We start from the raw sequence: 25,350 nt of genomic DNA on the forward strand, positions 1-25,350 counted from the left end.
AGACAGCTGATCCTCTGTTCAACGGGTGTGAAAGAAGTGTGAGTTTACGTTTCTTCTTGTCACCCGGCTGTGCGGCGCCCCGTCAGGGGCGCGGGGAACTGCGCGACCAGCCCCTTACCGGCCGCACAGTTCCCCACAACCTCACGCGTCGAAAGTGTGAATCGTCCGCGTCTTGTAAACCTGCCCCGGCCGCAACACGGTGGACGGGAAGTTCGCATGGTTCGGCGAGTCCGGGAAGTGCTGCGTCTCCAGGCACAGCGCGTCACCCTGGCGGTAGGTCTTCCCACCGGTGCCGGTCAGTGTCCCGTCGAGGAAGTTGCCGGAGTAGAACTGCAGCCCCGGCTGGTCGGTCGCTATCTTCAGCGTGCGGCCGGAGCGCGGCTCGCGCAGCGTCGCCACGTGCTCGGGCTTGGCCGTGATCCCCTTGTCGAGGACCCAGTTGTGGTCGTAGCCCTTGGCCTGCACCTGCTGGACGTGCGCGGCGCGGATGTCCCGGCCGATCGTCTTCGTCTCGCGGAAGTCGAACGGCGTGCCGTGGACGGTGGCCAGTTCACCGGTGGGGATCAGCCCGGTGTCCGTCGGCGTGTACTTGCCCGCGGCGATCGTCAGCTCGTGGTTCTCGATCGTGCCGCTGCCCTCGCCGCCCAGGTTCCAGTAGACGTGGCTGGTGAGGTTGACGACCGTGGCCTTGTCGGTGGTGGCCTCGTAGTCGATGATCCACTCGCCGCGCTTGGTGAGGGTGTACGTCACCTTCGCCTTGAGCGTGCCCGGGTAGCCCATCTGGCCGTCGACGCTGGTGTAGTGCAGGTGCAGGCCGACGTCCGAGCCCTTGGTGAACGGCTCGACGTCCCAGACGTGCTTGTCGAAGCCCTGGGTGCCGCCGTGCAGGCTGTTCACGCCGTCGTTGACGGACAGCTGGTAGGACTTGCCGTCCAGGGTGAACTGGCCCTTGGCGATGCGGTTGCCGTAGCGGCCGATGAGGGCGCCGAAGTACGGGGTCTTCGCGACGTAGTCGTCGATGTTGTCGAAGCCCAGCGAGACGTTGGCGTAGCGGCCGCGCCGGTCCGGGATCTCCAGGCTCTGGACGACACCGCCCCAGTTGAGGACCTTCAGCCGGGTGCCGCCGTTCTCCAGCGACCAGCGGTAGATCTTCGTGCCGTCGGCGAGCTTCCCGAAGGACTCCTTCACCGGCTTCCTGCCTCCCGAGGCGGCCTCGGCGGTCCCTGTGCCGAGGGTGGTGGCGGCGATGCCCGCCGCCGCGGCTCCTGCGATGACCGTGCGTCTGTTCAGTTCCATGTGCGGCTCCTGCGAATAGGAGGGGCCCCGCCTTCCGGCGGGGCCCGGGCTGACTACGAACCGGACTTGCGCTTGTTCCACACGTCGAACCCGACCGCCGCGAGAAGGGCGAGGCCCTTGATGACCTGTTGCCAGTCGGTGCCGACGCTGAGGAGGTTCATGCCGTTGTTCAGCACGCCGAGGACGAGACCGCCGATGATGGCGCCGAGAATGGTGCCGACACCGCCGCTCATGGAGGCGCCGCCGATGAACGAGGAGGCGATCGCCTCCAGTTCGAAGCCGTCGCCCGCCTTCGGCGAGGCCGCGTTCAGCCGGGCCGCTACCACCAGGCCGGCCAGGGCCGCGAGCACGCCCATGTTCAGGAAGACGTAGAAGGTGACCTTCTTGTCCTTGACGCCGGACAGCTTGGCTGCCGGCAGGTTGCCGCCGATCGCGTAGATGTGCCGGCCGAAGACCGCGTTGCGCATCACGTAGCCGTAGCCGACGACCAGCGCGCCCAGCACGATCAGGACGATCGGGGCACCCTTGTAGCTGGCGAGCAGCATGGTGAGGACGAGGATCGCGGCGACCAGCGCGGTCAGCTTCAGCAGGAACAGCCGGGTGGGCGGCACGTCGAGGGCGAACTCCTGCTGGCGGCGCCGGTCGCGGAACTCCTGCCAGACCACGGCGGCGATCAGCACGATGCCCAGGAGCAGGGTGATGTTGTGGTAGTTGGTGTGCGGGCCCACCTCGGGGAGGAAGCCGTTGCCCAGGTTCTGCAGACCGTTCGGGAACGGGCCGATGGTCTGGCCCTGGAGCAGGATCTCGGTGAGACCGCGGAAGAGCAGCATCCCGGCGAGGGTGACGATGAACGACGGTATGCCGAAGTAGGCGATCAACACACCCTGGGCGGCGCCCGCGACGGCACCCATCACCAGACACATGACCAGCGCGACCGGCCAGGCTATTCCGTGATTGACCGTCAGCACGGCCGCGAACGCGCCCACGAACGCCGTCAGCGAGCCGACCGACAGGTCGATGTGCCCGGCGATGATCACCATCATCATGCCGATGGCCAGGATCAGGATGTAGCTGTTCTGCAGCACCAGGTTGGAGACGTTGCGCGGCAGCAGCAGGTCCCCGTTGGTCCACACGGCGAACAGGGCGACGATCAGACCGAGCGCGATCAGCATGCCGTACTGGCGCATGTTGCGGCGCAGCCCGTCGAGGACCAGCTGGAGCAGGTTCCCGTCGGCGGCCGATCCGCTCTTGCCCGGCGGCGCGGGCGCCGGGCTCTTGGCGGTGACATCCGTGCTCATCGCGTTACCTCTTTGTCCTTCGTCATATGGCGCATCAGCACTTCCTGCGTGGCCTCGGCCCTGGGCACCTCACCGGTCAGACGGCCCGCGGCCATGGTGTAGATGCGGTCGCACATGCCGAGCAGTTCGGGCAGCTCGGAGGAGATGAAGACGACCGCCTTGCCCTGGGCGGCGAGCTGGTCGATGACCGTGTAGATCTCGTACTTGGCGCCCACGTCGATGCCGCGGGTCGGCTCGTCCAGGATCAGCACGTCAGGACCCGCGAAGATCCACTTGCTGAGGACGACCTTCTGCTGGTTGCCGCCCGACAGCTTGCCGACCGGCTCGAAGACCGTCGGCGCCTTGATGTTCATGGACTTGCGATAGCCCTCGGAGACCTGCCGCTCCTCGTGCTCGTCCACGATCCCGCGCCGGGCGACCTTCTTGAGCGCGGTCAGCGAGATGTTGCGGTTGATGGTGTCGATGAGGTTGAGGCCGTAGTGCTTGCGGTCCTCGGTGACGTACGCGATGCCGTGTCCGACCGCCTCGGCGACCGACTTGGTACGGATCTCCGTGCCGTCCTTGAGGACCGTGCCGCCGTCGTAACGGCCGTAGGTCCGCCCGAAGACGTTCATCGCGAGCTCGGTGCGGCCGGCGCCCATCAGGCCCGCGATGCCGACGATCTCGCCGCGCCGGACGTGGATCGACACGTCGTCGACGACCTTGCGCTCCTGGTCGATCGGGTGCCGCACGGTCCAGTCGCGGATCTCCAGGGCCGGGGCCGCGTCCTCTTCGCCCTCGTAGGGAGTGCGCTCGGGGAAGCGGTGGTCGAGGTCGCGGCCGACCATGCCCGAGATGATCCGCTCCTCGGTCGTCTCCTTCGACTTCACGTCGAGGGTCTCGATGGAGTGGCCGTCGCGGATGATCGTCACCGAGTCGGCGACCCGGCGGATCTCGTTGAGCTTGTGGGAGATGATGATCGAGGTGATGCCCTGGTTCTTCAACTCCAGTATCAGATCCAGGAGTTTGCCGCTGTCCTCGTCGTTCAGAGCCGCGGTCGGCTCGTCGAGGATGAGCAGCTTCACCTTCTTCGACAGCGCCTTCGCGATCTCCACCAGCTGCTGCTTGCCCACGCCGATGTCGGTGACGCGGGTCTCCGGGTGGTCTTCCAGACCCACCCGGCGCAGCAGCTCGGTGGCGTGCCGCAGGGTCTCCCGCCAGTCGATGAACCCGCCCTTGGCGTGCTCGTTGCCGAGGAAGATGTTCTCCGCCAGGGAGAGGTACGGCGACAGCGCCAGCTCCTGGTGGATGATCACGATGCCGCGCTGCTCGCTCGCCCGGATGTCACCGAACGCGCACGGCTCGCCCTCGAAGAGGATCTCGCCCTCGTAACTGCCGTGCGGATGGACGCCGGAGAGGACCTTCATCAGGGTCGACTTGCCGGCGCCGTTCTCCCCGCAGATGGCGTGGACCTCGCCCTGGCGGACGGTCAGTGTGACGTCCGACAGTGCCTTGACGCCGGGAAAGGTCTTGACGATCGAGCGCATTTCCAGGACGGGTCCCGCCATGGTCTGCCTTCCAATCAGTGCTTGTCGATCAGGGTCGGCGGATTACTTGAGCTCGGCGTCCGTGTAGTAGCCGCCCTTGACCAGGACGTCCTCGTAGTTGGTCTTGTCGACGCTCACCGGCTGCAGCAGGTAGGCGGGGACGACCTTGGACCCGTTGTCGTACGTCTTGGTGTCGTTGACCTGGGGGGTCTTCTTGTTCAGGACGTCGTCGACCATGGTCGCGGCGACCTTGGCGAGCTGCCGGGTGTCCTTGTAGACGGTCTGCGTCTGCTCACCTGCGATGATCGACTTCACCGAGGCCAGCTCGGCGTCCTGGCCGGTGATGACGGGCAGCGGCTGGCTGCCGGAGCCGTAGCCGTCCGACTTCAGCGCGGCGATGATGCCGATCGAGATGCCGTCGTAGGGCGAGAGCACCGCGTCGACCTTGGCGGACTTGTAGGAGGAAGTGAGGATGTCCTCCATGCGCGACTGCGCGGTCGCGCCGTCCCAGCGCAGCGTGGTGACCTTGTTCAGCGCGGTCTGGCCCGACTTGACCACCAGCTGCTTCTTGTCGATGTACGGCTGGAGCACGCTCATCGCGCCGTTGAAGAAGTACTTGGTGTTGTTGTCGTCGTTCGAGCCGGCGAACAGCTCGATGTTGAACGGGCCCTTCTTGCCGCTGTCCAGGCCCAGCTTGTGCACGATGTACGTGCCCTGCTCGACGCCGACCTTCTCGTTGTCGAAGGACGCGTAGTAGTCGACGTTCTTGGTGCCGAGGATCAGCCGGTCGTAGGCGATGACCGGGATGTTGGCGTCCGCGGCCTCCTGGAGCACGTTGTTCAGGGACTTGTTGTCGATGGCCGCGATGATCAGGCCCTTGACGCCCTGCGTGATCAGGTTCTCGATCTGGGAGACCTGGGTGTCCGGGTTGTCCTCGCCGTAGACCAGCTTGGTCTTGTAGCCCTTGGACTCCAGGTTCTTGACGACGTTCTTGCCGTCCGCGATCCAGCGCTCGGACGACTTCGTCGGCATCGCGATGCCGATCGTGCCGCCCTTGGCGCTGCCGCTGTCCTCCTTGCTGCCGCCCTCGCTGCTCTGGCCGCATGCGGACAGGGTCAGAGCGAGGGAGGCGGCCCCGGCTATGGCGGTCAGTGCAGCTCTGCGGTTGCGCATGTGATCAGTCCTGTTCGTCTCGTCGTTGAGAGGGGCTGTGCTGGGTCTGGTCCGTCGGCGGTTCAGGCGTCGGCGGGGAAGCGGTTGAGCGGGCCGGGCAGCCGGGAACCGAGCGGCGCCATGTCGCCGTCCGCGCCGTGCCGGGCGAGCAGGTCCAGGGCGAGGCGGCCGCGCCGCACCCGCTCCCGGGCGGTGTCCAGGGTCACGTCCCGCAGGTGGGTGCCCCACGGGTAGATGCCGGGAGCCTTGGACAGGCCGAACTTCAGGTAGAGCGGTGCGCCGCGCCGGATCAGCTCGGCGACCTCGTACATCCGGATGTAGCCGCCGAGGTCGTCGGGGGCCTCGATGTACATGTCCATGGGGGCGCCGGAGACCCGGCGGATCTCGGTGAGGTGATCGAGCGTCAGGTCGCTGGGCACGTTGAGCGAGTCGGCGCCGAGACGCTCGTACACCGCATAGGACGCCGGGTTGACCGGGCCGATCAGCGCCGACACCTTCAGCGTGGTGTCCGCCGGGATGATCCCGGTCTCACGCGCCCGGTGCAGCGTCCACAGCACGCCCTCGTCGGCGACCAGCAGGCACTTGACGCCCAGTTCGGTGGCCCGGACCGCGTCCTCGACGCACCCCGCGACGGCATCGTGGCCGCGGGCGCGCAGTCCGGCCCCCCGCGAGTCGGAGCGCACCGAGCCGCCGATGTCCCAGGTGCCACGCGGGCCGGTGAACAGGCAGAGCTCGATGTCCCGTTCGCCGGTTGCCTCGACCATCTCGGTGATCTCGGCGTCGGTGAGCATCCACACGCCGCTGCCCTGGCTGATCCGGTGGATCGGCACGTCCAGGCGGGAGGACTCCTTGAGGACGACGGCCAGCGCCTCGGGACCCTCGCAGGAGGGGATCTCGGTGCGCCACTTGCCGCCGCCGGGGAAGCTGTGGGCGGAGGCGTCGGCGGGGTCGAGGGCGGGCGCACCCAGACCGAGGGCGGTGAGCGCCTGCTCACCGGGTCGGCGGGCCGCCGTAACGGAAGCGTCGGTCGTCACAAGCTGTCCTTCGTGTTCGGTATTTCGGACAAGGTTCGCGGCTCGGGGTAGCGATAAGGCTTGGTGGTACGCCGGCCACGGCGAGGTCAGGGCACGCCGCGGCCGACGTACGACTAGGGGCGGAGCAGCACCTTGCCCACCTTCGGATCACCGGCCCCCACCAGCTCGATGGCGTGCGGGAACTCGGTCAGCGGCAGCTCGTGCGTGACCAGCGGCAGCGGGTCGAGGAGACCGGCCCCGAAGACCCGCACCGTATGCGCCCAGGCGTCCGGCGGCGCACCGAAGACGGTGTGCACCTCCAGCTGCCGTACGACGAGGTCGGTCGGGTCCAGGCCGTCGGCACCCGCGGCCGGGATACCGGTCAGGACCAGGCGTCCGCCGCGCCTGAGCAGGGAGGCGGCGGTGCGCGCGGCGGACGCGGACCCGGCGGTCTCGATGACGACGTCGAAGTCGTCCGGGAGCGCTGGACTTTCGGCGTTCTTGGTACGGAAGTCGGTCGCCCCGAACTGCCGGGAGAGCGCCTCCCTGTCGTTGCGGGTCCCGACGACCAGCAGCTCGCCCGGCGAGATCGCCCGCAGGAACTGCACGGCGAACATGCCCAGCGTCCCGGTACCGACCACCGCGACCCGCTCGCCCGGCTGGGCGTTGCCCTTCAGGGCGGCGGCCGCGATGCAGGCGGCGGGCTCCAGGAGGGCCGCGGCGGTGAGATCCGCGTCGTCCGGGAGGACGTGCAGCAGCCGGGCCGGCAGGGTCAGGGTGGCGGCCATGGCGCCCGGCTGGGTGAAGCCGGTCTCCTCGTAGCCGTCGGTGCACAGGGTGGTCTCGCCGGCGTGGCAGCGGTCGCAGACCTGGCAGTTGCGGAAGCCCTCGCCGACGACCTTGCGGCCGACCAGACCGCCGGGCACGCCGGCGCCCACCGCCCGTACCGTCCCCGACCACTCGTGGCCCGGGGTCAGCGGGTAGCGCACGTACCCCTCGGGCCGGTTCCCCTGGAACACCTCGCGGTCGCTTCCGCAAATCCCGACCGCGTGCACGGCGACCAGCGCCTCGCCCGGACCGGGCTCGCGGGGCGTGTGCTCCTCGACCCGCTGGACGCCCGGCGCCTCGACGACGACCTGGGAGCTCACTTCGACGTCCCCTTCGGCTTGCGCTGCTCCCAGCCGTCGGCCCAGAGGTCGAAACGGGCCTGCTGCTGCGGGAACTCGGCGGCCGCGTCGGCGTCGAACTCGACCCCGAGACCGGGCTCCTCGGACAGGTGGAAGTACCCGTCCACGACCTGAGGCGCGCCCTTGACGACCTTCTTGATCTCGGCGTCGGCGAAGTCGTTGAAGTGCTCCAGGATCTTGAAGTTCGGGGAGGTGAACCCGACCTGGAGGGAGGCGGCGGTCAGCACGGACCCGCCGACGTTGTGCGGGGCGACCAGCACGTAGTGCGTCTCGGCGGTGGCGGCGAGCTTCCGGGTCTCCCAGATTCCACCGATATGGCCGACGTCCGGCTGGATGATGTCGACGGCCTGGCTCTCGAAGAGCTCGCGGAACTCGATGCGGTCGTGGATGCGCTCACCGGTGGCGACCGGGATGTCCACCTTGGCGGCGACCTTCTCCAGCGCCTTCAGGTTCTCCGGCGGGCAGGGCTCCTCCAGCCAGGCCGGCTTGAAGGGCGCGAGCTCGCGGGCCAGCCGGACGGCGGTGGCGGGGGAGAAGCGGCCGTGCATCTCCAGCATCAGCTCGGCGTCGGGCCCGATGGCGTCTCGCACGGCTTCGATCAGCGACACCGAGTACAGCGTCTGCTCGTGGTCCAGCTCGAAGTGCCCGGTGCCGAAGGGGTCGATCTTCAGCGCCTTGTACCCGCGCTCGATCACTCCCTGGGCTGCCTTGTGGTACGCCTCCGGCGTTCGCTCGGTCGTGTACCACCCGTTGGCGTACGCCTTGACCTTGTCGGTCACCTTCCCGCCGAGCAGCTGCCACACCGGCACGCCCAGCGCCTTGCCCTTGATGTCCCAGCAGGCCATCTCGATGACGGCGATGCCGGACATGACGATCTCGCCCGCCCGGCCGTAGTCGCCGTACTTCATCCGGCGCACCAGGTCTTCCACGGCGAACGGGTCGGAGCCCAGAATGTGATTGGCCTCGGCCTCTCGCAGGTAGCCGATCAGCGCGTCGGTGTGACCGAGCATCCGGGTCTCGCCGACTCCGGTGATCCCGTCGTCGGTGTGCACCTGGACGTACGTCAGGTTGCGCCACGGCGTCCCGACCACGTGTGTGCTGATTCCGGTGATGCGCACGGCAGTTGCCCCTCAGCTGTTCGAGATTTCGTCACACGTTCGAAATGCTGGCGTGACAGTAAGGACGGGGCGGTCTAGGTGTCAATGGGTCGAACAGGTAACGGTTTCGACAAGGCTTTCGATAATTTTTTCGGTCCCGCACAGAACCTTCACAGGCCCGGCTAGTTAAGTGACCCGTGGGGAACTTAGTCTTCCCGCGTCATGGACTACTGCCTCCCGTGCCGACGGCACCTCAACGGCGCCCTCGCCTGCCCGGGGTGCGGCACCCCGATCGAAACGCTACGCGCGTCCGCGCGGGAAGCGATCGCACCGCACCCGCACACGGCCGGTGAAGCGCGGTACGCGGAGCCGGAGTTCGCATCGGACGGGTACGGCGCCGACGTCGACGGCCACGGGGCCGAGGGGTACGAGGCCGAGGCCGACGAACCGCCGGCGGGCGGCCGGGCGGAACGGCGCCGGGCGGCCCGTGGACGCGGCGGCCGCGGCCGTCCCGCCGACGACCCCGCCGACGCCCCCGAGGAGCCCGTCACGGCCGACGGCAGCCGTCGCGACCGCAAGGCGGCGGCCCATCGCCGGCGGCGCCGCAGGATCCTGTTGGTCAGCGCGGCCTGCGTCCTGGCGGCCGGCGGCCTGAGCCTCGCCGAACTCGGCACGGACGCCATACCGTTCACGACCCCCGGCCCGGCCTCGGCGGGCGGCGACACCACCGACGGCGGCACCTCCACCTCGTCCCCGGACACCACGGCCGAGCCCCTCGGCGACACCTCCGGCGCCACCGGCCCGGCGAACTCCGCCAGCGCCGACCCCTCCGCCTCCCCGTCCCCCTCCACGTCGAAGGACAAGGCCTCGGACTCCCCGTCGGCGACCCCCAAGGACACCTCGGCCCAGTCCGCGACCACGGGACCGCACCCGACGGCACCGACAGCCACGGCGACGAGCACGGCAGGCTCGACCCCGACGTCCGACCCCACGACCTCGGACCCGTCCCCGAGCCCGTCCCCGAGCGACACGTGCACGCGGTTCCTGTGGTGGTGTTCGTGACCGCAGCGCCCCGACAGGGGCGCGGGTCTGTATCGATGTGCGGCTCCGCCGCGTGGGTGTGATCAGCCCCCACCGGCGCTCACCCGAACAACCACCAAAGCAAATCCAGCAAACATGTCACATACGGCCGACGCCCCCCGTCATAGGTGTGCAACCCACTGAGCCACACCCCACAGGGAGCACACCATGGAAGCCCGTCTGAACCTCTTCGCCAACCCCGTCGCCAACAAGCTGATCAAGGCCTTCAACGGCGTGGGCAAGGCCGCCGAGGGGACCTCGATCCCCGCCGCCACCCTGGAACTCGTCAAGATCCGCGCCAGCCAGATCAACGGCTGCGGCTTCTGCCTCGACATGCACACCAAGGACGCGGCCGAGGCCGGCGAGACCCAGCAGCGCCTCCACATGGTCGGCGCCTGGCGCGAGGCGACCGTCTTCACCGACGCCGAGCGCGCCGCCCTGGAGCTCGCCGAGCAGGGCACCCGGATCGCCGACGCGGCGGGCGGGGTCCCCGCCGAGGTGTGGGACAACGCGGCCAAGCACTACACCGAGGACGAGCTCGTCGCGCTGGTGGCGACGATCGCCGTGATCAACGCCTACAACCGGCTGAACGTCATCTTCCAGCAGCCGGCGGGCGACTACCGTCCGGGCCAGTTCGCCTGACCCTCGGCGTTCACGCCTCCAGCATGCGGCGGAGCAGGCCCCGCAGGGACAGCCGCTCCTCCTCCGACAGCCCCGCCAGCGGCTCGCGCGCGAACCGCAACCCGTCCCGCAGGTCGCGGGCGACCCGGCGGCCCTCGTCCGTCGCCGCGGCCAGCTTCACCCGGCGGTCGGCCGGATCGGGCCGCCGCTCCACGAGCCCGCGCGCCTCCAGCCGGTCCACGATCCCCGTCACGTTGGACGGCTCGCACTTCAGCTTCAGCGCCAGCTTCCGCATCGGCAGCGGCTCCAGCGACAGCAGGCTGAGCAGCCGCGCCTGCGCCCCGGTGAGCGTGTGCTCGCCCGCCGCCTCCTCGTAGTCCGCGTAGAAACGGGCCACGACGTCCCCGATGAGCTCGACGACCTCCAGGGTCAGGGCGTCGGGTCGGCGGGTCTTCGCTGGGCTGGACTGTGGGGTGGACATGCGCTCCAGGGTACCCGGTTACTTGACATCCTGAAATATTCAGGAGCATGGTTGTTTCAGGTACTGAAGTATTCCGGAAAGGCGCACGTCATGATCAACCGCGAGTGGCACCTGCTCAGCCGTCCCGTCGGCTGGCCGAAGCCCGAGGACTTCGCCCTGGTGGAGGCGGAGGTCCCCACGCCGGGTGAGGGACAGGTGCTGGTACGGAACAAGTACCTCTCCGTCGACCCGTACATGCGCGGCCGGATGAGTGCCGCCAAGTCGTACGTCGCCCCCTTCGAGCTGGGCAAGGTCATGCAGGGCGGTGCGGTCGGCGAGGTCGTCGAGTCGAACGCCGAGGGCATCGCGGCCGGCGACCACGTCCTGCACTTCCTCGGCTGGCGCGAGTACGCGGTCGTGGACGCGAAGAACGCGGTCAAGGTCGACCCCGAGGCCGCGCCGCTGTCGACGTACCTCGGCGTCCTCGGCATGACCGGCCTCACCGCCTACGCGGGCCTGCTGCGCACCGCCTCCTTCAAGGAGGGCGACTCCGTCTTCGTCTCCGGCGCGGCCGGCGCGGTCGGCAGCCAGGTCGGCCAGATCGCCAAGCTCAAGGGCGCCTCGCGGGTGATCGGCTCGGCCGGCTCCGACGAGAAGGTCAAGCTGCTGGTCGAGGAGTACGGCTTCGACGCGGCGTTCAACTACAAGAACGGCCCGGTCGGCGAGCAGCTGCGGGCCGCCGCGCCCGACGGCGTGGACGTCTACTTCGACAACGTCGGCGGCGACCACCTGGAGGCCGCCATCGGCCAGCTCAACCGGGACGGCCGGATCGCGGTCTGCGGCATGATCTCCGTCTACAACAGCACCGAGCCCGTCCCCGGCCCGAAGAACCTCGCGCGTCTCATCCAGACCCGCGGCCGGATCGAGGGCTTCCTGGTCGGCGACCACTACGACCTGCAGCCGCAGTTCGTCGCCGAGGTCGGCCCGTGGGTGGCCTCCGGGCAGCTCAAGTACCGCGAGACGGTCGTCGAGGGCATCGAGAACAACGTGGAGGCGTTCCTCGGGGTCCTGCGCGGCGACAACACCGGCAAGATGATCGTCAAGCTGTAGGGCTGTCTCTGATTTCCGGCATGCGGTAACTTCTTTCCGAAACCGTCGTCGATCGTGGGCGCGAGTCGCGGCGGACCGAGGAGAGAAGAAACCGCATGCCCATTCAGCAGTCCGACGTCCTGTACACCGCCGTCGCCACCGCCGAGAACGGCCGTGACGGCCGGGTCGCCACCGACGACGGCCGGCTCGACGTCGTCGTCAACCCGCCGAAGGAGATGGGCGGCAGCGGGGCCGGGACCAACCCGGAGCAGCTGTTCGCCGCGGGGTACAGCGCGTGCTTCCAGGGGGCGCTCGGGGTCGTCGCCCGGCAGGCCGGGGTCGACATCTCCGGCTCGACCGTCACCACGAGGGTGGGGCTCGGGAGGAACGACGACGGGTTCGGCCTCATCGTGACGATCTCGGCGGAGATTCCGGGCGTCGAGGCGGGGGTTGCCCGTGACCTCGTCGAGAAGGCGCACGGGGTCTGCCCGTACTCGAAGGCGACGCGCGGGAACATCAGCGTGACGCTGGTCTGACGGTTGTCGTTGGTGATGTGCGGAGGCCGCACCCTTGGACGTGGGGTGCGGCCTCTCGTCTGCCGGGTGCGGGTGCGTCGTGGCTGGTCGCGCAGTTCCTCCCCCAGCCTTCGGCCGGGGGTACCCCCAGCGCCCCTTGGGTTGGTTGCGCTCAGCGTGTTTCAAGTGCTGCTTTGTGCACGGCCTTTGCCAGCCGGTCGTTCTCCGGGGCCGCGCTGCCCGGGAACGCGAAGCGGCGCCTCGTGTAGCCGTAGGCGACCCCGCTTCTCGGGTCGGCGAAGGCCTGGGAGCCGGCGGCGCCGCTGTGGCCGATGGTGCCGGCGCCCAGGAAGGGGTGCCAGGTGTCGGCGATGGCCTGGAAGCCGAGGCCGTAGGACTTGTGGGTGCGGGCCACCAGGTCGTAGCCGACCGAGTGGATCTGACCGAACTCGGCCACCGTGTCCTCCTTCAGCAGCGGGGCCTTGTCGTCGACCTCGCTGAGCAGGGCCGCGTACATCCCGGCCAGACCGCGCGCCGAGGCCACCCCGCCGAACGAGGCCGGGCCCTTGGCCCGCACCAGGCGGTCGTTGGGCAGGGACTGCAGGTCCGTGGGCTCGGCCGTGTGCTCGTTGAAGGCGATCCCGGCGAGGGTCTGCGGACCGGACGGGAGGGAGTCCAGCAACGCCTGCTGCTCGGCTGTCGGGAGCAGGGGCAGGGTGGTGCGGAAACGCGGCTCGTGGGCGGTCGGCAGACCCAGGAAGAAGTCCAGGCCGTACGGCGCCCGCACCCGCTCCTCGTACACGTCCTGGAGCGTACGGCCCGTCGCGCGCCGTACCACCTCGCCGGTGAGCGCCCCGATGACGAGCGCGTGGTAGCCGAAGGCGGTGCCGGGGCGCCAGAACGGCCGCTGGTCGGCGAGGCGTTCGGCCATCGCCCGGTCGTCGGTCAGCTCCTGCGGGCTGAACCCGGTGTCGGTGCCGATCAGGCCCGCCCGGTGCGCGATCAGGTCCCGCAGGGTCAGCGTGCCCTTGCCCTCGGCGCCGAACTCCGGCCAGTAGTAGGTGACTTTACGGTCCAGCTCCAGTGTGCCGTCCTGCACCAGCATCGCCACGACGAGATGGGCCGCGCCCTTGGTGGACGAGAACACGCCGTACAGAAAGTTCCCGTCGGCCCCCTCGCCGGCCCACAGGTCGACAACCCGCCGGCCGTGGACGTACGCGCACAACTGTCCCTCGTAGTCGGCCGGTTCGCCGGCGACGAAGGCGGCGAACTCCTCGCGCACCGCCTCGAAGCCCTCCGCGACCGTGCCCTGGACGGTGATCTCCTGCGTCATCCGCTCTCCTCACCCGAGCCGCCGCAAGCAGCTCCCACTGTGAACAACGCCCTCCCCTGAGATCGGTACGTCGACATGTACCCGTTCGACTCAACAGGGACGAGCAGCTCTTCGCGCCGGCGTCCGCCCACTGTGCCCCGGCGGGGCCCCGGTAAAGTTTTCGCCATGCGTGATCTCGGTGTCGGTTTCGGATATCTCCTCAAGGGCCAGCGATGGGTCGGCCGGCACGGCAGGCAGTTCGGCTTCGGGCTGCTGCCCGGCCTGATCACCCTCGTCCTGTACGCGGCGGCCCTCGTCTCCCTGGCGATATGGGGAGCGGACTTCGTCGCCTGGGCCACCCCGTTCGCCGACGACTGGTCCAGCCCCTGGCTCGGCCTCTTCCGGGGCTTCCTCACCGCCGTCCTCTTCGCCCTCGGCCTCCTCGGGGCCGTCCTGACCTTCACCGCCGTGACGCTGCTGGTCGGCCAGCCGTTCTACGAGAACCTCTCCGAGAAGGTCGACGAGGACGTCTCGCCCGACGGCACCGCGCCCGAGTCCGGGCTGCCGTTCTGGCGCGAGCTGTGGATCTCGGCCCGCGACAGCCTGCGCATCCTGGTCCGCGCCGCGCTCTGGGGCCTGCTGCTCTTCGCCCTCGGCTTCCTCCCCTTCGTCGGGCAGACCGCCGTACCGGTCCTTGGCTTCTTCGTGACCGGGTTCTTCCTCACCGAGGAACTCGCCGCCGTCGCCCTCCAGCGCCGGGGGATCGACCTGCGCACCCGGCTCACCCTGCTGCGTTCCCGCAAGACCCTGGTGTGGGGCTTCGGCACGCCCCTGGGCCTGGCCTTCCTGGTGCCGTTCGTCGCGGTGTTCCTGATGCCGGGCGCGGTCGCGGGCGCCACCCTCCTCGCCCGCGACCTGCTGGGCGAGGAGACGGCACAGGAGGACGCGGAGACCGGCGAACCGGTCAGTCCCTGAAGCTCGCGTCGGCCGCCACGGTCACGATCGCCCGCACCTGGTCGATGATGTCCACCCGGTTCCGCACGAAGTCCGGGTCGGTCACCTCGGTGGTGTTGCCGGCGCCGAACTCCAGCACCGGTGTGTGCACATGGCCGCCGGGCAGCGTGTCGTGCAGGCCGAGCCGGTCCCGCAGCAGGGTGGCGCGGTAGGCGATCTCGTTGGAGAGGTAGTTCCCGCCCCCGCCGGCCCGCGCCGTCGACCCGGCGGTCGGCCCGTCCGCCCGCACGACGGGATCGGTCCCTCCCGCCGGGATCTCGGTGACCTCGGTGTGGTCGTACACCGGGAACCGGCCCGTGCTCGCCGCCACGATCGCGGCGTACGGCAGGGTCGTGGTCGTCCACTGCGGCAGCGAGGCCGGGTCGGTGACCGGGACGGTCCCGGTCCGGCTCAGGTTCTCGTTGTCCGGGTAGCCGCCCCGCCAGGCCCCGTTGGTCCGCTCCACGTCGAACCGCCCGATGCGCCCCTGGCTCACGGTCGTGAACAGGTCCACCTTCGGCAGATACGGCCGCAGGGTCCGCTCCACGGTGCCCTGCTCGAAGTCGTCCCAGCGCACCGGGAAGACGGCCGTCTCGACCCGGGCCGGCCCCTCGTCGGTCTGTATGACCGTCCCGTCGAGGGCCAGGGCGCTCGCCCCGGAGGGATTGGAGATCCGGATGTCGCGGTCGAGCGTGAACGGGTCGAACCCGGTGAGAAGGATGCGCTTCATGTGCCCGCCGGGAAAGCGGAGGTCCCTCTGCCCGCGCGAGGTCCGCTCCAGCACGTCCAGCAGCGCGCCGCGTTGGGTGTCGTTCACCCCGAACCCCGGCTCCCAGGTCCGCACTTCCCGGGTCATCCCGAGCCGCGCCCAGTACAGCGGCCGGTCGTCGTCCCGGCTCAGGCCCACCCGTCGCCCACCACCACCCTTAAGAGGAAGCGCTTCGCGCCTTCTTGATTCGGCCGGCCCCCGCCCCTGCGCCCGGTCCACGGCCCGCCGCCACAGCGCCGACCCCTCGCGTACGACGATCCGCCGGGCCTGCGCGTAGGAGTGCGCGCCGCCCAGCGCCCGGGTGAACTCCGGCGCCACGTCGTCGAACCCGGACCGCCGGAGTATCTCCTGCGGCACCGCCTTGTCGAGCCGTTGCTCCTCGACGGTGGGGGAGGGGGCGGCGGTCGTGGCATGGGCGGACGTCGGGGCGAGTGCCCCGGCGAACAGGGCGATTCCGAGAACACCGATCCGAACGCGCAGGGATGTCAAGGGAGTTGGCCTTCCGTCGCAGTGGGGTGCGTGGTGCCGGACGGCCGCAGTATCGCTTGCGGGAACTGGTCTACGCCATGGTGCCCCCGGGTGCCCCGTGCGGGACGCGGGCGGCCGCCTCCCGCAGCGCCCCGAGGAAGGACTCGGCGGCCGGGGTCAGGGAGCGGCCCCGGACGGTCGCCGCGTACACCGCCCGGGCCGGGGCGCCCTCGTCGAGCACCGGCAGCAGGGCGACGTCCGGGCGCACCGACTCGGCGGCGAGCGCCGGGACCAGGGTCACACCGAGGCCCGCGGCGACATAGCCCTGCTTCGCGGTCCACTCGCCGACCACATGGGCCACCCGAGGACGGAATCCCTGGCGCAGGGCCGCCTCCAGAAGGGTGCCCTCGACGCCGGAGCTGCCGGAGATCCAGTCGGCGTCGGCGAGCAGGCCGAGCCGGACCGGGCCCGCGGAGCCCGCCAGCGGGTGGCCGGCCGGGACGGCGACGTACAGCGACTCGTCGAGGAGGTGGTGGAGTTCGTACGGCTCCAGCGGGGCGCGGCCCGTCGTCGAGACCACCGCGAGGTCCAGATGGCCGGCGGTCAGGCGGTCCAGGAGCCGGGAGGTGAGCCCCTCCTCGCGGGACAGCCGCACACCCGGGTGCCGGGCCCGGAACGCGGCCAGGGCGTGCGGCACCAGCGCCGCGTCGGCGGTGGCGAACGCCCCGAACCGGAGCCGCCCGGCCGCCACCTCGCGCAGCGCGGTCAGCTCCCGCGCGGCGCCGTGCAGGGCCTCGGCGACCGCCTCGGCGTGCGGGACGAGCACCCGGCCGGCCTCCGTGAGCCGTACCCCGCGCGGCAGCCGGTCGAAGAGCGGGCCGCCGCCCAGCGCCGCCTCCAGCGAGGAGATCTGCCGGGACACCGCCGACTGCGTCCATCCGAGCGATCGCGCGGCCACGGTGAACGAACCGTGCCGCGCGACGTCCAGGAACACCCGCAGCCAGACGCTGGAGACGTCGGGGAGGGGTGGGTGCGCGGGTTGCGTGGATTGCGCGGGTCGCAAGGGATGCGGATTCGGCATGGTGGCCATGCTAGACATTCGCTTGTCGCATCCTTCGTCCCCGCCTAGCGTCGACCGCACGGACACGGAAGGAGCCCCGTGAAGGTCACCCTGGACAACCCGGCCGACGCCCCGCGGCCCGCCAGCCCCTACTACTCCCAGGTCGCCCGGGTCGAACACGCGGACGGCAGCGCCCTGTTGTTCGTCTCCGGCCAGATCGCCGAGGGCGCGACCCTCGCGGAGCAGAGCCGGGGCGTCTTCGAGGGCCTCGGCGCGCTGCTGCGCGCGCACGGGGCGACCCTGGCGGACGTCATCAACATCCGCACGTATCTGACCGACATCTCGCGGCTCGCCGAATACGGCGCCGTACGCCGCGAGTTCCTCACCGGCACCCCGCCGACGAGCATGACCTTCGAGGTGCCCCGGCTGTTCCGGCCCGAGGCCCTCGTCGAGATCGAGGTGGTGGCGGCGGTGGCCGGCTGAGGCCGCGGCCGGTCGCGGGCCGGGTCGCGGGTGTTTGTGAAGGGTTCGTACGAGTTCGCGGCGGGGCGCCCGATCACCGGCCGCCGGCTCACAGCCACGGCTAAGGTCGGGAGCGGGCCACGCCCCCCTTGAGCAGCCCCGGTCCGGGACCTGACCCCTGGACCGGGGCTTGCGGCTGTCAGCGGACCCCGAAGGCGTACACCGTCTCCGAGCGGTACACCGCGCCCGGGTCGAGGCGGGTGCTCGGGAACTCCGGCCGGTTGGGGGAGTCCGGGAAGTGCTGGGTCTCCAGGGCGACACCGTCGCCGGGGGCGAAGGGGCCGGTCAGGTGCTCGGCGGTGTAGAGCTGGACGCCCGGTTCGGTGGTGGACACCGAGAGGGTGCGGCCGGACGCCGGATCGTGCAGTTCGGCGATCTCCTCCGCGGCGGCCGTGACGCCCTTGTCGAGGACCAGGTTGTGGTCGTAGCCGGAACCGACCTTGCGGGCCGTACGGAAGTCGAACCGGGAGCCGGAGACGTCCTCCAGGGCCCCGGTCGGGATCAGGTCGCCGTCGACGGGCGTGTAGCGGGAGGCGGCGATCCGCAGCTCGTGACCGCCCGCGTTGCCGGAGCCCGCCAGGTTGAAGTAGCTGTGGTTGGTGAGGTTCACGACGGTCGGCGCGTCGGTGACCGCCTCGTAGGAGATGCGCAGCGCCCCGGAGGGGTCCAGCGTGTAGGTCACGGCGACCTCCAGCCGCCCCGGGAAGCCCTCCTCGCCGTGCGGGCTGACGCGCGTGAGCCGCACCCCGTGCTCGACGCCCGCCACCTCCCACACCCGCTTGTCGAAGCCGTGGGCGCCGCCGTGCAGGGAGTTGGGGGCGTTGTTGGGCTCCAGGGCGTAGGTCACGCCGTCCAGCGGGAAGCGGGCGTGCGCGATCCGGTTGGCGTACCGGCCGACCAGGGCGCCGAAGTACGGGCCCGGGTGCTCCAGATAGCCGTCCAGAGCGGCGAACCCCAGCACCACGTCCGCCGCCCGCCCGTCCCGGTCCGGGACCTCGACCGACTGCACGATCCCGCCGTACGAGAGGATCCGCACCCGGGTCCCCGCACGCTCCAGCGTCCAGCGGTGCACCTCGGTGCCGTCGGAAAGTGTGCCGAAAAGTTCGCTCATGGGGAAACCCTAAGCCAAGGGTCTAGTCCACCGGGTCCTTGGCGGTGATGGCCCGGTAGGCGATCGCGGCGAGCCTGGACTGGCCGTCGGTGCTCGGATGGAACCAGTCCCAGTGACTCAGCTGATCGGTCCCGAACCGGTACGCGTACACCGCCCCGCCGTCGAAACGGCACCGCCGGTCCTTGGCGCAGACCTGCTCCAGCACCTTGTTGTAGTCCTCGACCCGCTGCTGGACCTTGTCCCGGCGCACGGTCGCCGCGCTGGTCAGGTCGTCCGCGTCGGAGAGCATGGACGGGCAGATGCCCAGCTTCCACACCTGCTTGCCCAGCGGATTGGTCCGCCCCTCGGACCACAGCCGCTTCAGGTTCGGCACGCTCGCCACGTACACCTGCGTCTTCGGCAGCGACTTGCGCAGGGTGCCCAGCGCGTCCTCGAACTGGGCGCGGAAGGCGGCCACCGAGGTCATCGCCCGCACCGAGGTACGGCAGGCGTCGTTCGCCCCCACCATCACCGTCACCAACTGGGGCCTGCGCACCACCGCGTCGGCCAGTTGCCCCGACAGGTCGGCCATCCGGGCGCCGGTCTCCGCGTAGTTCCAGCTGTGGTCGGCCGCCTTCGCCCGCCCCAGCAGCCGTACCGCCAGGCTGTCCACCTGGTCGCTGGTGCCGGTCGCCCAGGACACCTCCGGGCAGTCCGAGAGCACCGTGCACGCGTCGAATCCCCGCGTGATGGAGTCGCCGACGGCCGCGATCGAGGCCGGACTGCGGTCCCACACCTGCACGGTCCGGGCGGCCCGGGTCCGGCCGCCGTCCGGCGAGGCCGACGAACCGCCGACCACATCGCACCCGGCCACCCCCAGCGCGGCGGTGGCGGCGACGGCTCCCACCAGGGCACGCGAACGCCGACGTCGCTGCTTGCGCATTCCCCGGTGGTCCTCTCCGTCGGCCTGTTCGTCCCCCGTAATGACAACGCACCGGAGTTCCCGGCCCGCGCCCTGCAACGGTCCACCCCCGTACAAGCGTCCCCCTGGGTGAATGGCAGGGGTTTCCTGGCTGTGGGACCGACGGTACGTCACACTCCTTGCGCCCCCGCACGGTAGCCTCGCCATCAACGCGGCCGTCGTGCCACAGCCGCCAGCCAGCCAGCAAGATGTCCCGCTCTGCCCGGAGGTCCCGGTGACGACACGTGGAGTTCTGTACGTGCACTCCGCGCCGCGCGCGCTGTGCCCGCACGTCGAGTGGGCCGTCGCCGGGGTGCTCGGCACGCGCGTCAACCTCGACTGGATCCGGCAGCCGGCGGCCCCCGGCACCTGGCGCTCCGAGTTCTCCTGGCAGGGCGAGGTCGGCACGGCCTCCAAACTGGCGTCCGCGCTGCGCGGCTGGCACCTGCTCCGCTTCGAGGTCACGGCCGAACCCTGCGCGAAGGCCGAGGGCGAGCGCTACAGCTGCACTCCCGACCTGGGCATCTTCCACGCCGTCACCGGAATCCACGGCGACATCCTCATCCCCGAGGACCGCCTGCGGGCCGCCATGACCCGCTCACAGCGCGGCGAGACCGACCTCGAGGCCGAGATCGCCAAGCTCCTCGGCAAGCCCTGGGACGACGAACTGGAGCCCTTCCGCTACGCGGGCGAGGGCGCGCCGGTGAGGTGGCTCCACCAGGTGGTCTGACACGCCGTCTGCCGACAACGAAACGCACTGTGGCCCAAACTCCGTCACCGGAGCTTGGGCCACAGGCCTTGGAACAGCGTTTCTCACACGGTCCGGAACGCAAGGACCACGTTGTGGCCCCCGAAGCCGAACGAGTCGTTCAGCACGGCGATCCGGCCCTCGGGCAGCTGCCGGGCCTCACCGCGCACCACGTCCGCGTTGACCTCGGGATCGAGCTCGTCGAGGTTGATGGTCGGCGGAGCCGTCCGGTTCACCAGCGCCAGGATCGACGCGACGGTCTCGATACCACCGGCACCGCCCAGCAGATGACCGGTCATCGACTTGGTCGCCGAGATGGCCATGTGGTCGACGTCGTCGCCGAACACCTTCCGCAGCGCCTTGATCTCGGCCACATCACCCTGCGGGGTCGACGTGGCGTGCGCGTTGACGTGCACGATCTCCGCCGGCTTCAGGTCCGAGCTGTCGAGCAGGTTCTGCAGCGCGTGTGCGATGCCGTTGCCCGAGGGCTCCGGCTGCGTGATGTGGTGCGCGTCGGCCGAGATGCCCTGGCCGACCGCCTCGACGTAGATCCGGGCCCCGCGCGCCTTCGCGTGCTCCTCGGACTCCAGGACGATCACGCCCGCGCCCTCACCGAGCACGAAGCCGTCACGGCCGGAGTCGTAGGGACGCGACGCGCCCTCGGGGTCGTCGTTGTTCTTGGACATCGCCATCATGTTGCCGAACGCGGCGATCGGCAGCGGGTGGATCGCCGCCTCCGTACCGCCGGCCACGACGATGTCCGCACGCCCGGTGCGGATCATCTCGATGGCGTAGCCGATGGCCTCGGCGCCGGAGGCGCAGGCCGACACGGGGGTGTGCACACCGGCCCGCGCACCCAGCTCGATACCGACGTTGGCGGCCGGCGAGTTGGGCATCAGCATCGGCACGGTGTGCGGGGAGACACGGCGTACGCCCTTCTCCTTGAGCACGTCGTACTGGTCCAGCAGGGTCGTCACACCGCCGATGCCGGAGGCGATGACGGCGCCGACCCGGTCGGGGTTGGCGGACTGGTCCTCACCGGCCTTCGCGGTGAAGCCGGCGTCCTTCCAGGCCTCTTGGGCGGCGATCAGCGCGAACTGCGCGGACCGGTCCAGCTTGCGGGCCTGCGGGCGCGGGATGATCTCGCTCGGTTCGACGGCGATCTGCGCCGCGATCCGGACGGGCAGCTCGGCCGCCCAGTCCTGCTCCAGAAGGCGGACGCCGGACTTGCCGGCGACCAGGGCCTCCCAGAACGAAGCTGCGTCGCCACCCAGCGGTGTGGTTGCGCCGATACCGGTGACGACCACGGTGCGATTGGTCGGGCTCATCGGGAATTCTTTCTCCAACGGATACGGGATTCGACGGCGCCACCGCCGGGTGGCGGGGCATTGCAGCCGGAGACCGGCTAAGGGCCTCAGGCCTGGTGCTTGAGGATGTAGTCGGTGGCGTCGCCGACGGTCTTGAGGTTCTTGACGTCCTCGTCCGGGATCTTGACGTCGAAGCGCTCTTCGGCGGCGACGACGACCTCGACCATGGACAGCGAGTCGACGTCCAAGTCGTCGGTGAAGGACTTGTCCAGCTGGACGTCCTCAACCGGGATGCCGGCGATCTCGTTCACGATCTCGGCGAGACCTTCGACGATCTCTTCCTGAGTGGCGGCCATGTCAGGCGCTCCTTCTTAGATGTTCCAGACGGTTGCTGCGGTGGTGCTGACGGCGTTCCCGTACCGGATGCATGATCCGGCACGGAGTGCCTAGGGGAGGGTAACGACAGTGGCGGCGTAGACGAGACCCGCCCCGAACCCGATGACGAGCGCGGTGTCGCCGCTCTTCGCCTCGCCGGTCGCCAGGAGCCGCTCCATCGCGAGCGGGATCGAGGCGGCCGACGTGTTGCCGGTGGTGCGGATGTCACGGGCGACCGTGACGTGCTCCGGCAGCTTGAGAGTCTTCACCATCGAGTCGATGATGCGCACATTGGCCTGGTGCGGGATGAAGACGTCCAGGTCGTCCGCGCTGATCCCGGCCGCGTCCAGCGCCTGCTGAGCGACCTTCGCCATCTCGAACACGGCCCAGCGGAACACCGCCTGGCCCTCCTGCGTGATCGCCGGGAACTTGATGTTCCCCTCGCTGTCCAGGGGCAGGTTCGTGACGTCGCCGACGTGGAACTTGTCCCAGGGCACGGTCTGCTTGATGGTCTCGGACTTGTCGCCCTCCGACCCCCACACCGTCGGGCCGATCGCCGGCTCCTGCGAGGGGCCGACCACGACCGCGCCCGCGCCGTCGCCGAACAGGAAGGCGGTGGCCCGGTCCTCCAGGTCGGTGAGGTCGCTGAGCCGCTCCACGCCGATGACGAGCACGTGTTGGGCGGAGCCTTCCACGATCATGCCCTTGGCGAGGGTGAGGCCGTAGCCGAAGCCCGCGCAGCCGGCCGAGATGTCGAAGGCGGCGGCCTTGTCGGTGCCGAGCTTGTCGGCGATCTCGGTGGCGACGGCCGGGGTCTGGCTGAAGTGCGAGACGGTCGAGACGACCACGGCGCCGATCTGCTCGGCGGAGATGCCCGCGTCCGCGATCGCCTTGCCGGCGGCCTCGATCGACATCGCGGCGACCGTCTCCTCGGGGCCCGCCCAGTGCCGGGTCTCGATGCCGGAGCGCGACCGGATCCACTCGTCGGAGGAGTCGATCTTCTCGAGGATCACCTCGTTCGGCACCACGCGGGTCGGGCGGTAGCCGCCGACGCCGAGGATGCGCGCGTACGGGGCACCCTTGCTGGGCTTGATCTTCGACATCGCAGTGCGCTCCTAATTCAGCTGTGCTCGGCGATGAGCTCGCGGGCCGCGTCGAGGTCGTCGGGGGTCTTCAGGGCGAGCGTCTTGACGCCGGGGAGGGCACGCTTGGCCAGGCCGGTCAGGGTGCCGCCGGGGCACAGCTCCAGGAGGGCGGTGACGCCGAGCTCCTGGAAGGTCTCCATGCACAGGTCCCAGCGGACCGGGTTGGCGACCTGGCCGACCAGCCGGTCCACGACCTCGCCGCCGGAGGCGACGGTCCGCCCGTCCTTGTTGGAGACGTAGGTCAGCTTCGGGTCGGCGGGCGAGAGTTCCTTGGCGGCCTCGGCCAGCTTGTCGACCGCGGGGCCCATGTGGTGCGTGTGGAAGGCGCCGGCGACCTTGAGGGCGATGACCTTGCGGACCCCCTCGGGCTTGTCCTCGGCGAGCGCCGCGAGCTGCTCCAGGGTGCCGGCCGCGACGATCTGCCCCGCGCCGTTGATGTTCGCCGGGGTCAGGCCCAGCTTCTCCAGGTGCGCGACCGAGACGTCCGGGTCGCCGCCGAGCAGCGCCGACATACCGGTCGCGGTGATCGCGGCGGCCTCGGCCATCGCCAGCCCGCGCTTGCGTACGAGGGTCAGCGCCTCGTCCTCGCTCAGCACACCGGCGACGGCGGCGGCGGTGATCTCCCCGACGCTGTGCCCGGCGACCGCACCCGGGGCGCCCGCCGCGTCAGCGGCAGATGCATAGGCACTGAGTGCCACGGCGGACACCAGTCCGGCGGCGACGAGCAGCGGCTGGGCCACCGCGGTGTCCCGGATCTCGTCCGCGTCGGCGTCCGTGCCGTAGTGCACCAGATCGAGGCCGATCACCTCGGACCAGGCACGCAGACGGGCCTCCACACCGGGGAGGTCGAGCCAGGGGGTCAGGAAGCCGGGCGTCTGGGCGCCCTGGCCGGGAGCGACGAGTACGAGCACTCTCACACTCTCTCTTGTTGACGGCCACGGCCGCCCGTGGGGACAAGGACGAAGAACACGAAGGGGTTTTGTGGGGCCCCGACAAAATCCTATGGTTGGGGATCTCCATCGACCAGACGCCCCAGGATCAGCGCGATCCGCAGCGTGAAGGCGGATCGTACATCGGATGGCGACCATCCGGTGACGTCAGTCACACGTCGGAGCCGGTAGCGCACGGTGTTCGGGTGGACGAAGAGCATCCGGGCCGCGCCCTCCAGGCTGCTCGCCTGTTCCAGATAGACGCTCAGTGTTTCCAGCAGCGCCGAACCGGCTTCTTCCAGCGGTCTGTAGATCTCCTCCACCAACTGCTCACGGGCGCTCGGATCGCCCGCGATGGCGCGCTCCGGGAGCAGATCGTCCGCCAGCACGGGCCGCGGCGCGTCCTGCCAGGCGGAGCAGGCCTTGAGGCCCGCGGCGGCGGCCTGCGCGGACCGGGTGGCCGCCAGCAGGTCCGGCACCACAGGACCCGCGACGACCGGCCCGGCGGCATAAGGGCCGATCAGCGACTTGGCGACGGCCAGCGGGTTGTCGTTGCCGCCCGCGATGACGACCAGCCGGTCCCCGAGCACACCCGTCAGCACCTGCAGCTTGGCGTGCCGGGCGGCCCGCCGGATGGCCTCGACGGTCAGCTCGCTGTCCCCGTCGGGCGCGGTCCCGAGCACGACGCACACGTTGTCCGGCGAGTTCCACCCGAGCGCCGCGGCCCTGCTCACCGCGCCCTCGTCGGCCTCCCCGCTCAGCACCGCGTTCACGACCAGCGACTCCAGCCGCGCGTCCCAGGCACCCCGTGCCTCGGCGGCCTGGGCGTACACCTGGGCGGTGGCGAAGGCGATCTCCCGGGCGTAGACGAGCAGCGCCTCGCGCAGCACCCTCTCGTCGCCGGGCGCCGCCACCTCGTCGATGGCGGACTCCATGACCTCGATGGTCGTCCGGACCATCTCCACGGTCTGCCGCAGCGTGATCGCCCGGGTCAGCTCGCGCGGCGCGGTCCCGAACACGTCCGTGGAGATCGCCTGCGGGGCGTCGGGATGCCGGAACCACTCGGTGAAGGCCGCGATGCCCGCCTGGGCGACGAGCCCGATCCAGGAGCGGTTCTCCGGGGGCATGGCCCGGTACCACGACAGGCTCTCGTCCATGCGTGCGATGGCCTGGGCGGCGAGGCTGCCGGACGACTTCTCCAGCCGCTTCAGGGTCGCGGAGTGCGGGTGGACCGGATGAGCCAGGGGATCGGACTTGCGCGTTACGGGTTCGGGCACGTGGACAAGACTGCCTTATCCGGACGGGAGCATGCGCCG

The 25,350-nt window shown here is 70.2% G+C and carries 25 protein-coding genes; 7 read left to right on the forward strand and 18 right to left on the reverse strand.

The genetic code is table 11. From position 1 onward, the window contains the following. Window positions 1–141 precede the first annotated feature (141 nt). The 7 genes from ACFZDK_RS06180 to ACFZDK_RS06210 all read right to left on the reverse strand — a co-directional run bounded on the left by ACFZDK_RS06180 (window position 142) and on the right by ACFZDK_RS06210 (window position 8,611). A complete protein-coding gene (locus ACFZDK_RS06180) occupies window positions 142–1,296 on the reverse strand; it encodes a galactose-1-epimerase (RefSeq protein ID WP_390970268.1) in 1,155 nt (384 codons plus the stop codon). Window positions 1,297–1,349: 53 nt separating this feature from the next. Further along, window positions 1,350–2,594, reverse strand: a complete 1,245-nt coding sequence (gene mmsB, locus ACFZDK_RS06185) for a multiple monosaccharide ABC transporter permease (RefSeq protein WP_390970269.1) — start codon at window positions 2,592–2,594, stop codon at window positions 1,350–1,352. After that, window positions 2,591–4,141 (reverse strand): multiple monosaccharide ABC transporter ATP-binding protein, encoded by a 1,551-nt coding sequence (gene mmsA / locus ACFZDK_RS06190; RefSeq protein ID WP_390970271.1) that lies wholly within the window; start codon window positions 4,139–4,141, stop codon window positions 2,591–2,593. Before mmsA ends, mmsB begins: the two co-directional genes overlap by 4 nt. Before the next feature lie 42 nt (window positions 4,142–4,183). After that, on the reverse strand, window positions 4,184–5,293 hold the full coding sequence (gene chvE / locus ACFZDK_RS06195) for a multiple monosaccharide ABC transporter substrate-binding protein (RefSeq protein WP_390970273.1): 1,110 nt from the start codon (window positions 5,291–5,293) through the stop codon (window positions 4,184–4,186). Window positions 5,294–5,355: 62 nt separating this feature from the next. Further along, window positions 5,356–6,327 carry a hypothetical protein gene (locus ACFZDK_RS06200; RefSeq protein ID WP_390970275.1) on the reverse strand — a complete coding sequence of 324 codons (972 nt, stop codon included), beginning with the start codon at window positions 6,325–6,327 and terminating at the stop codon, window positions 5,356–5,358. A gap of 113 nt (window positions 6,328–6,440) precedes the next feature. Then, window positions 6,441–7,454, reverse strand: coding sequence for an alcohol dehydrogenase catalytic domain-containing protein (locus tag ACFZDK_RS06205; protein WP_390970276.1), 1,014 nt, complete (start codon window positions 7,452–7,454; stop codon window positions 6,441–6,443). After that, entirely contained in the window at window positions 7,451–8,611 is a 1,161-nt protein-coding gene (locus ACFZDK_RS06210) for an enolase C-terminal domain-like protein (RefSeq protein ID WP_390970278.1), read from the reverse strand. Before ACFZDK_RS06210 ends, ACFZDK_RS06205 begins: the two co-directional genes overlap by 4 nt. 201 nt (window positions 8,612–8,812) lie before the next feature. On the opposite strand from ACFZDK_RS06210, the gene ACFZDK_RS06215 reads away from it, so the two are divergent. Both ACFZDK_RS06215 and ACFZDK_RS06220 read left to right on the forward strand, forming a co-directional pair. Next, window positions 8,813–9,652, forward strand: a complete 840-nt coding sequence (locus tag ACFZDK_RS06215) for a hypothetical protein (protein ID WP_390970280.1) — start codon at window positions 8,813–8,815, stop codon at window positions 9,650–9,652. A 186-nt stretch (window positions 9,653–9,838) separates the two neighbouring features. After that, a complete protein-coding gene (locus ACFZDK_RS06220; protein ID WP_390970282.1) occupies window positions 9,839–10,312 on the forward strand; it encodes a carboxymuconolactone decarboxylase family protein in 474 nt (157 codons plus the stop codon). Window positions 10,313–10,322: 10 nt separating this feature from the next. Here ACFZDK_RS06220 and ACFZDK_RS06225 read toward each other — a convergent pair whose 3' ends face one another. After that, window positions 10,323–10,772: a MarR family transcriptional regulator gene (locus ACFZDK_RS06225; protein ID WP_390970283.1), complete on the reverse strand. Its 450-nt coding sequence runs from the start codon at window positions 10,770–10,772 to the stop codon at window positions 10,323–10,325. Window positions 10,773–10,862: 90 nt separating this feature from the next. Between ACFZDK_RS06225 and ACFZDK_RS06230 the strand changes: the two genes are divergently transcribed. Together ACFZDK_RS06230 and ACFZDK_RS06235 are read left to right on the forward strand one after the other, a co-directional pair. Further along, a complete protein-coding gene (locus ACFZDK_RS06230) occupies window positions 10,863–11,861 on the forward strand; it encodes a zinc-binding dehydrogenase (protein WP_390970285.1) in 999 nt (332 codons plus the stop codon). Between the two features lie 95 nt (window positions 11,862–11,956). Beyond that, on the forward strand, window positions 11,957–12,376 hold the full coding sequence (locus ACFZDK_RS06235) for an Ohr family peroxiredoxin (protein WP_390970287.1): 420 nt from the start codon (window positions 11,957–11,959) through the stop codon (window positions 12,374–12,376). A 151-nt stretch (window positions 12,377–12,527) separates the two neighbouring features. On the opposite strand, the gene ACFZDK_RS06240 is transcribed toward ACFZDK_RS06235, so the two are convergent. After that, window positions 12,528–13,688 (reverse strand): serine hydrolase, encoded by a 1,161-nt coding sequence (locus ACFZDK_RS06240; RefSeq protein WP_390970289.1) that lies wholly within the window; start codon window positions 13,686–13,688, stop codon window positions 12,528–12,530. Window positions 13,689–13,853: 165 nt separating this feature from the next. Between ACFZDK_RS06240 and ACFZDK_RS06245 the strand changes: the two genes are divergently transcribed. Continuing rightward, complete coding sequence (locus ACFZDK_RS06245; protein ID WP_390970291.1) at window positions 13,854–14,642, forward strand: EI24 domain-containing protein; 789 nt, start codon at window positions 13,854–13,856, stop codon at window positions 14,640–14,642. Here the strand turns inward: ACFZDK_RS06245 and ACFZDK_RS06250 are convergent. Beyond that, entirely contained in the window at window positions 14,632–15,918 is a 1,287-nt protein-coding gene (locus tag ACFZDK_RS06250; RefSeq protein ID WP_390970293.1) for a pyroglutamyl peptidase, read from the reverse strand. The genes ACFZDK_RS06245 and ACFZDK_RS06250 overlap by 11 nt on opposite strands. Window positions 15,919–15,988: 70 nt before the next feature. Beyond that, complete coding sequence (locus ACFZDK_RS06255) at window positions 15,989–16,987, reverse strand: LysR substrate-binding domain-containing protein (protein WP_390971575.1); 999 nt, start codon at window positions 16,985–16,987, stop codon at window positions 15,989–15,991. Window positions 16,988–17,056: 69 nt separating this feature from the next. On the opposite strand from ACFZDK_RS06255, the gene ACFZDK_RS06260 reads away from it, so the two are divergent. Beyond that, window positions 17,057–17,440, forward strand: a complete 384-nt coding sequence (locus tag ACFZDK_RS06260) for a Rid family hydrolase (protein ID WP_390970295.1) — start codon at window positions 17,057–17,059, stop codon at window positions 17,438–17,440. Between the two features lie 178 nt (window positions 17,441–17,618). On the opposite strand, the gene ACFZDK_RS06265 is transcribed toward ACFZDK_RS06260, so the two are convergent. Both ACFZDK_RS06265 and ACFZDK_RS06270 read right to left on the reverse strand, forming a co-directional pair. Continuing rightward, window positions 17,619–18,590 carry a galactose-1-epimerase gene (locus ACFZDK_RS06265; RefSeq protein ID WP_390970297.1) on the reverse strand — a complete coding sequence of 324 codons (972 nt, stop codon included), beginning with the start codon at window positions 18,588–18,590 and terminating at the stop codon, window positions 17,619–17,621. 22 nt (window positions 18,591–18,612) lie between these two features. After that, a complete protein-coding gene (locus ACFZDK_RS06270) occupies window positions 18,613–19,512 on the reverse strand; it encodes an SGNH/GDSL hydrolase family protein (protein WP_390970299.1) in 900 nt (299 codons plus the stop codon). Window positions 19,513–19,765: 253 nt separating this feature from the next. Here ACFZDK_RS06270 and ACFZDK_RS06275 point away from each other — a divergent pair, with 253 nt between their 5' ends. Beyond that, on the forward strand, window positions 19,766–20,260 hold the full coding sequence (locus ACFZDK_RS06275; protein WP_123977426.1) for a DUF3145 domain-containing protein: 495 nt from the start codon (window positions 19,766–19,768) through the stop codon (window positions 20,258–20,260). Window positions 20,261–20,343: 83 nt separating this feature from the next. Here ACFZDK_RS06275 and fabF read toward each other — a convergent pair whose 3' ends face one another. The 5 genes from fabF to fasR form a co-directional block, all read right to left on the reverse strand. Beyond that, window positions 20,344–21,606: a beta-ketoacyl-ACP synthase II gene (fabF, locus tag ACFZDK_RS06280; RefSeq protein ID WP_390970302.1), complete on the reverse strand. Its 1,263-nt coding sequence runs from the start codon at window positions 21,604–21,606 to the stop codon at window positions 20,344–20,346. Window positions 21,607–21,692: 86 nt separating this feature from the next. Then, on the reverse strand, window positions 21,693–21,941 hold the full coding sequence (locus tag ACFZDK_RS06285; RefSeq protein WP_046425089.1) for an acyl carrier protein: 249 nt from the start codon (window positions 21,939–21,941) through the stop codon (window positions 21,693–21,695). 90 nt (window positions 21,942–22,031) lie between these two features. Next, window positions 22,032–23,063, reverse strand: a complete 1,032-nt coding sequence (locus ACFZDK_RS06290; RefSeq protein WP_390970303.1) for a beta-ketoacyl-ACP synthase 3 — start codon at window positions 23,061–23,063, stop codon at window positions 22,032–22,034. Window positions 23,064–23,080: 17 nt separating this feature from the next. Next, entirely contained in the window at window positions 23,081–24,016 is a 936-nt protein-coding gene (locus ACFZDK_RS06295; RefSeq protein WP_390970305.1) for an acyltransferase domain-containing protein, read from the reverse strand. 89 nt (window positions 24,017–24,105) lie between these two features. Continuing rightward, entirely contained in the window at window positions 24,106–25,311 is a 1,206-nt protein-coding gene (gene fasR, locus ACFZDK_RS06300; protein ID WP_355710878.1) for a fatty acid biosynthesis transcriptional regulator FasR, read from the reverse strand. Between the last annotated feature and the right edge of the window lie 39 nt (window positions 25,312–25,350).

The organism is Streptomyces sp. NPDC007901 (genome assembly GCF_042959465.1).
Taxonomy (GTDB): Bacteria; Actinomycetota; Actinomycetes; order Streptomycetales; family Streptomycetaceae; genus Streptomyces.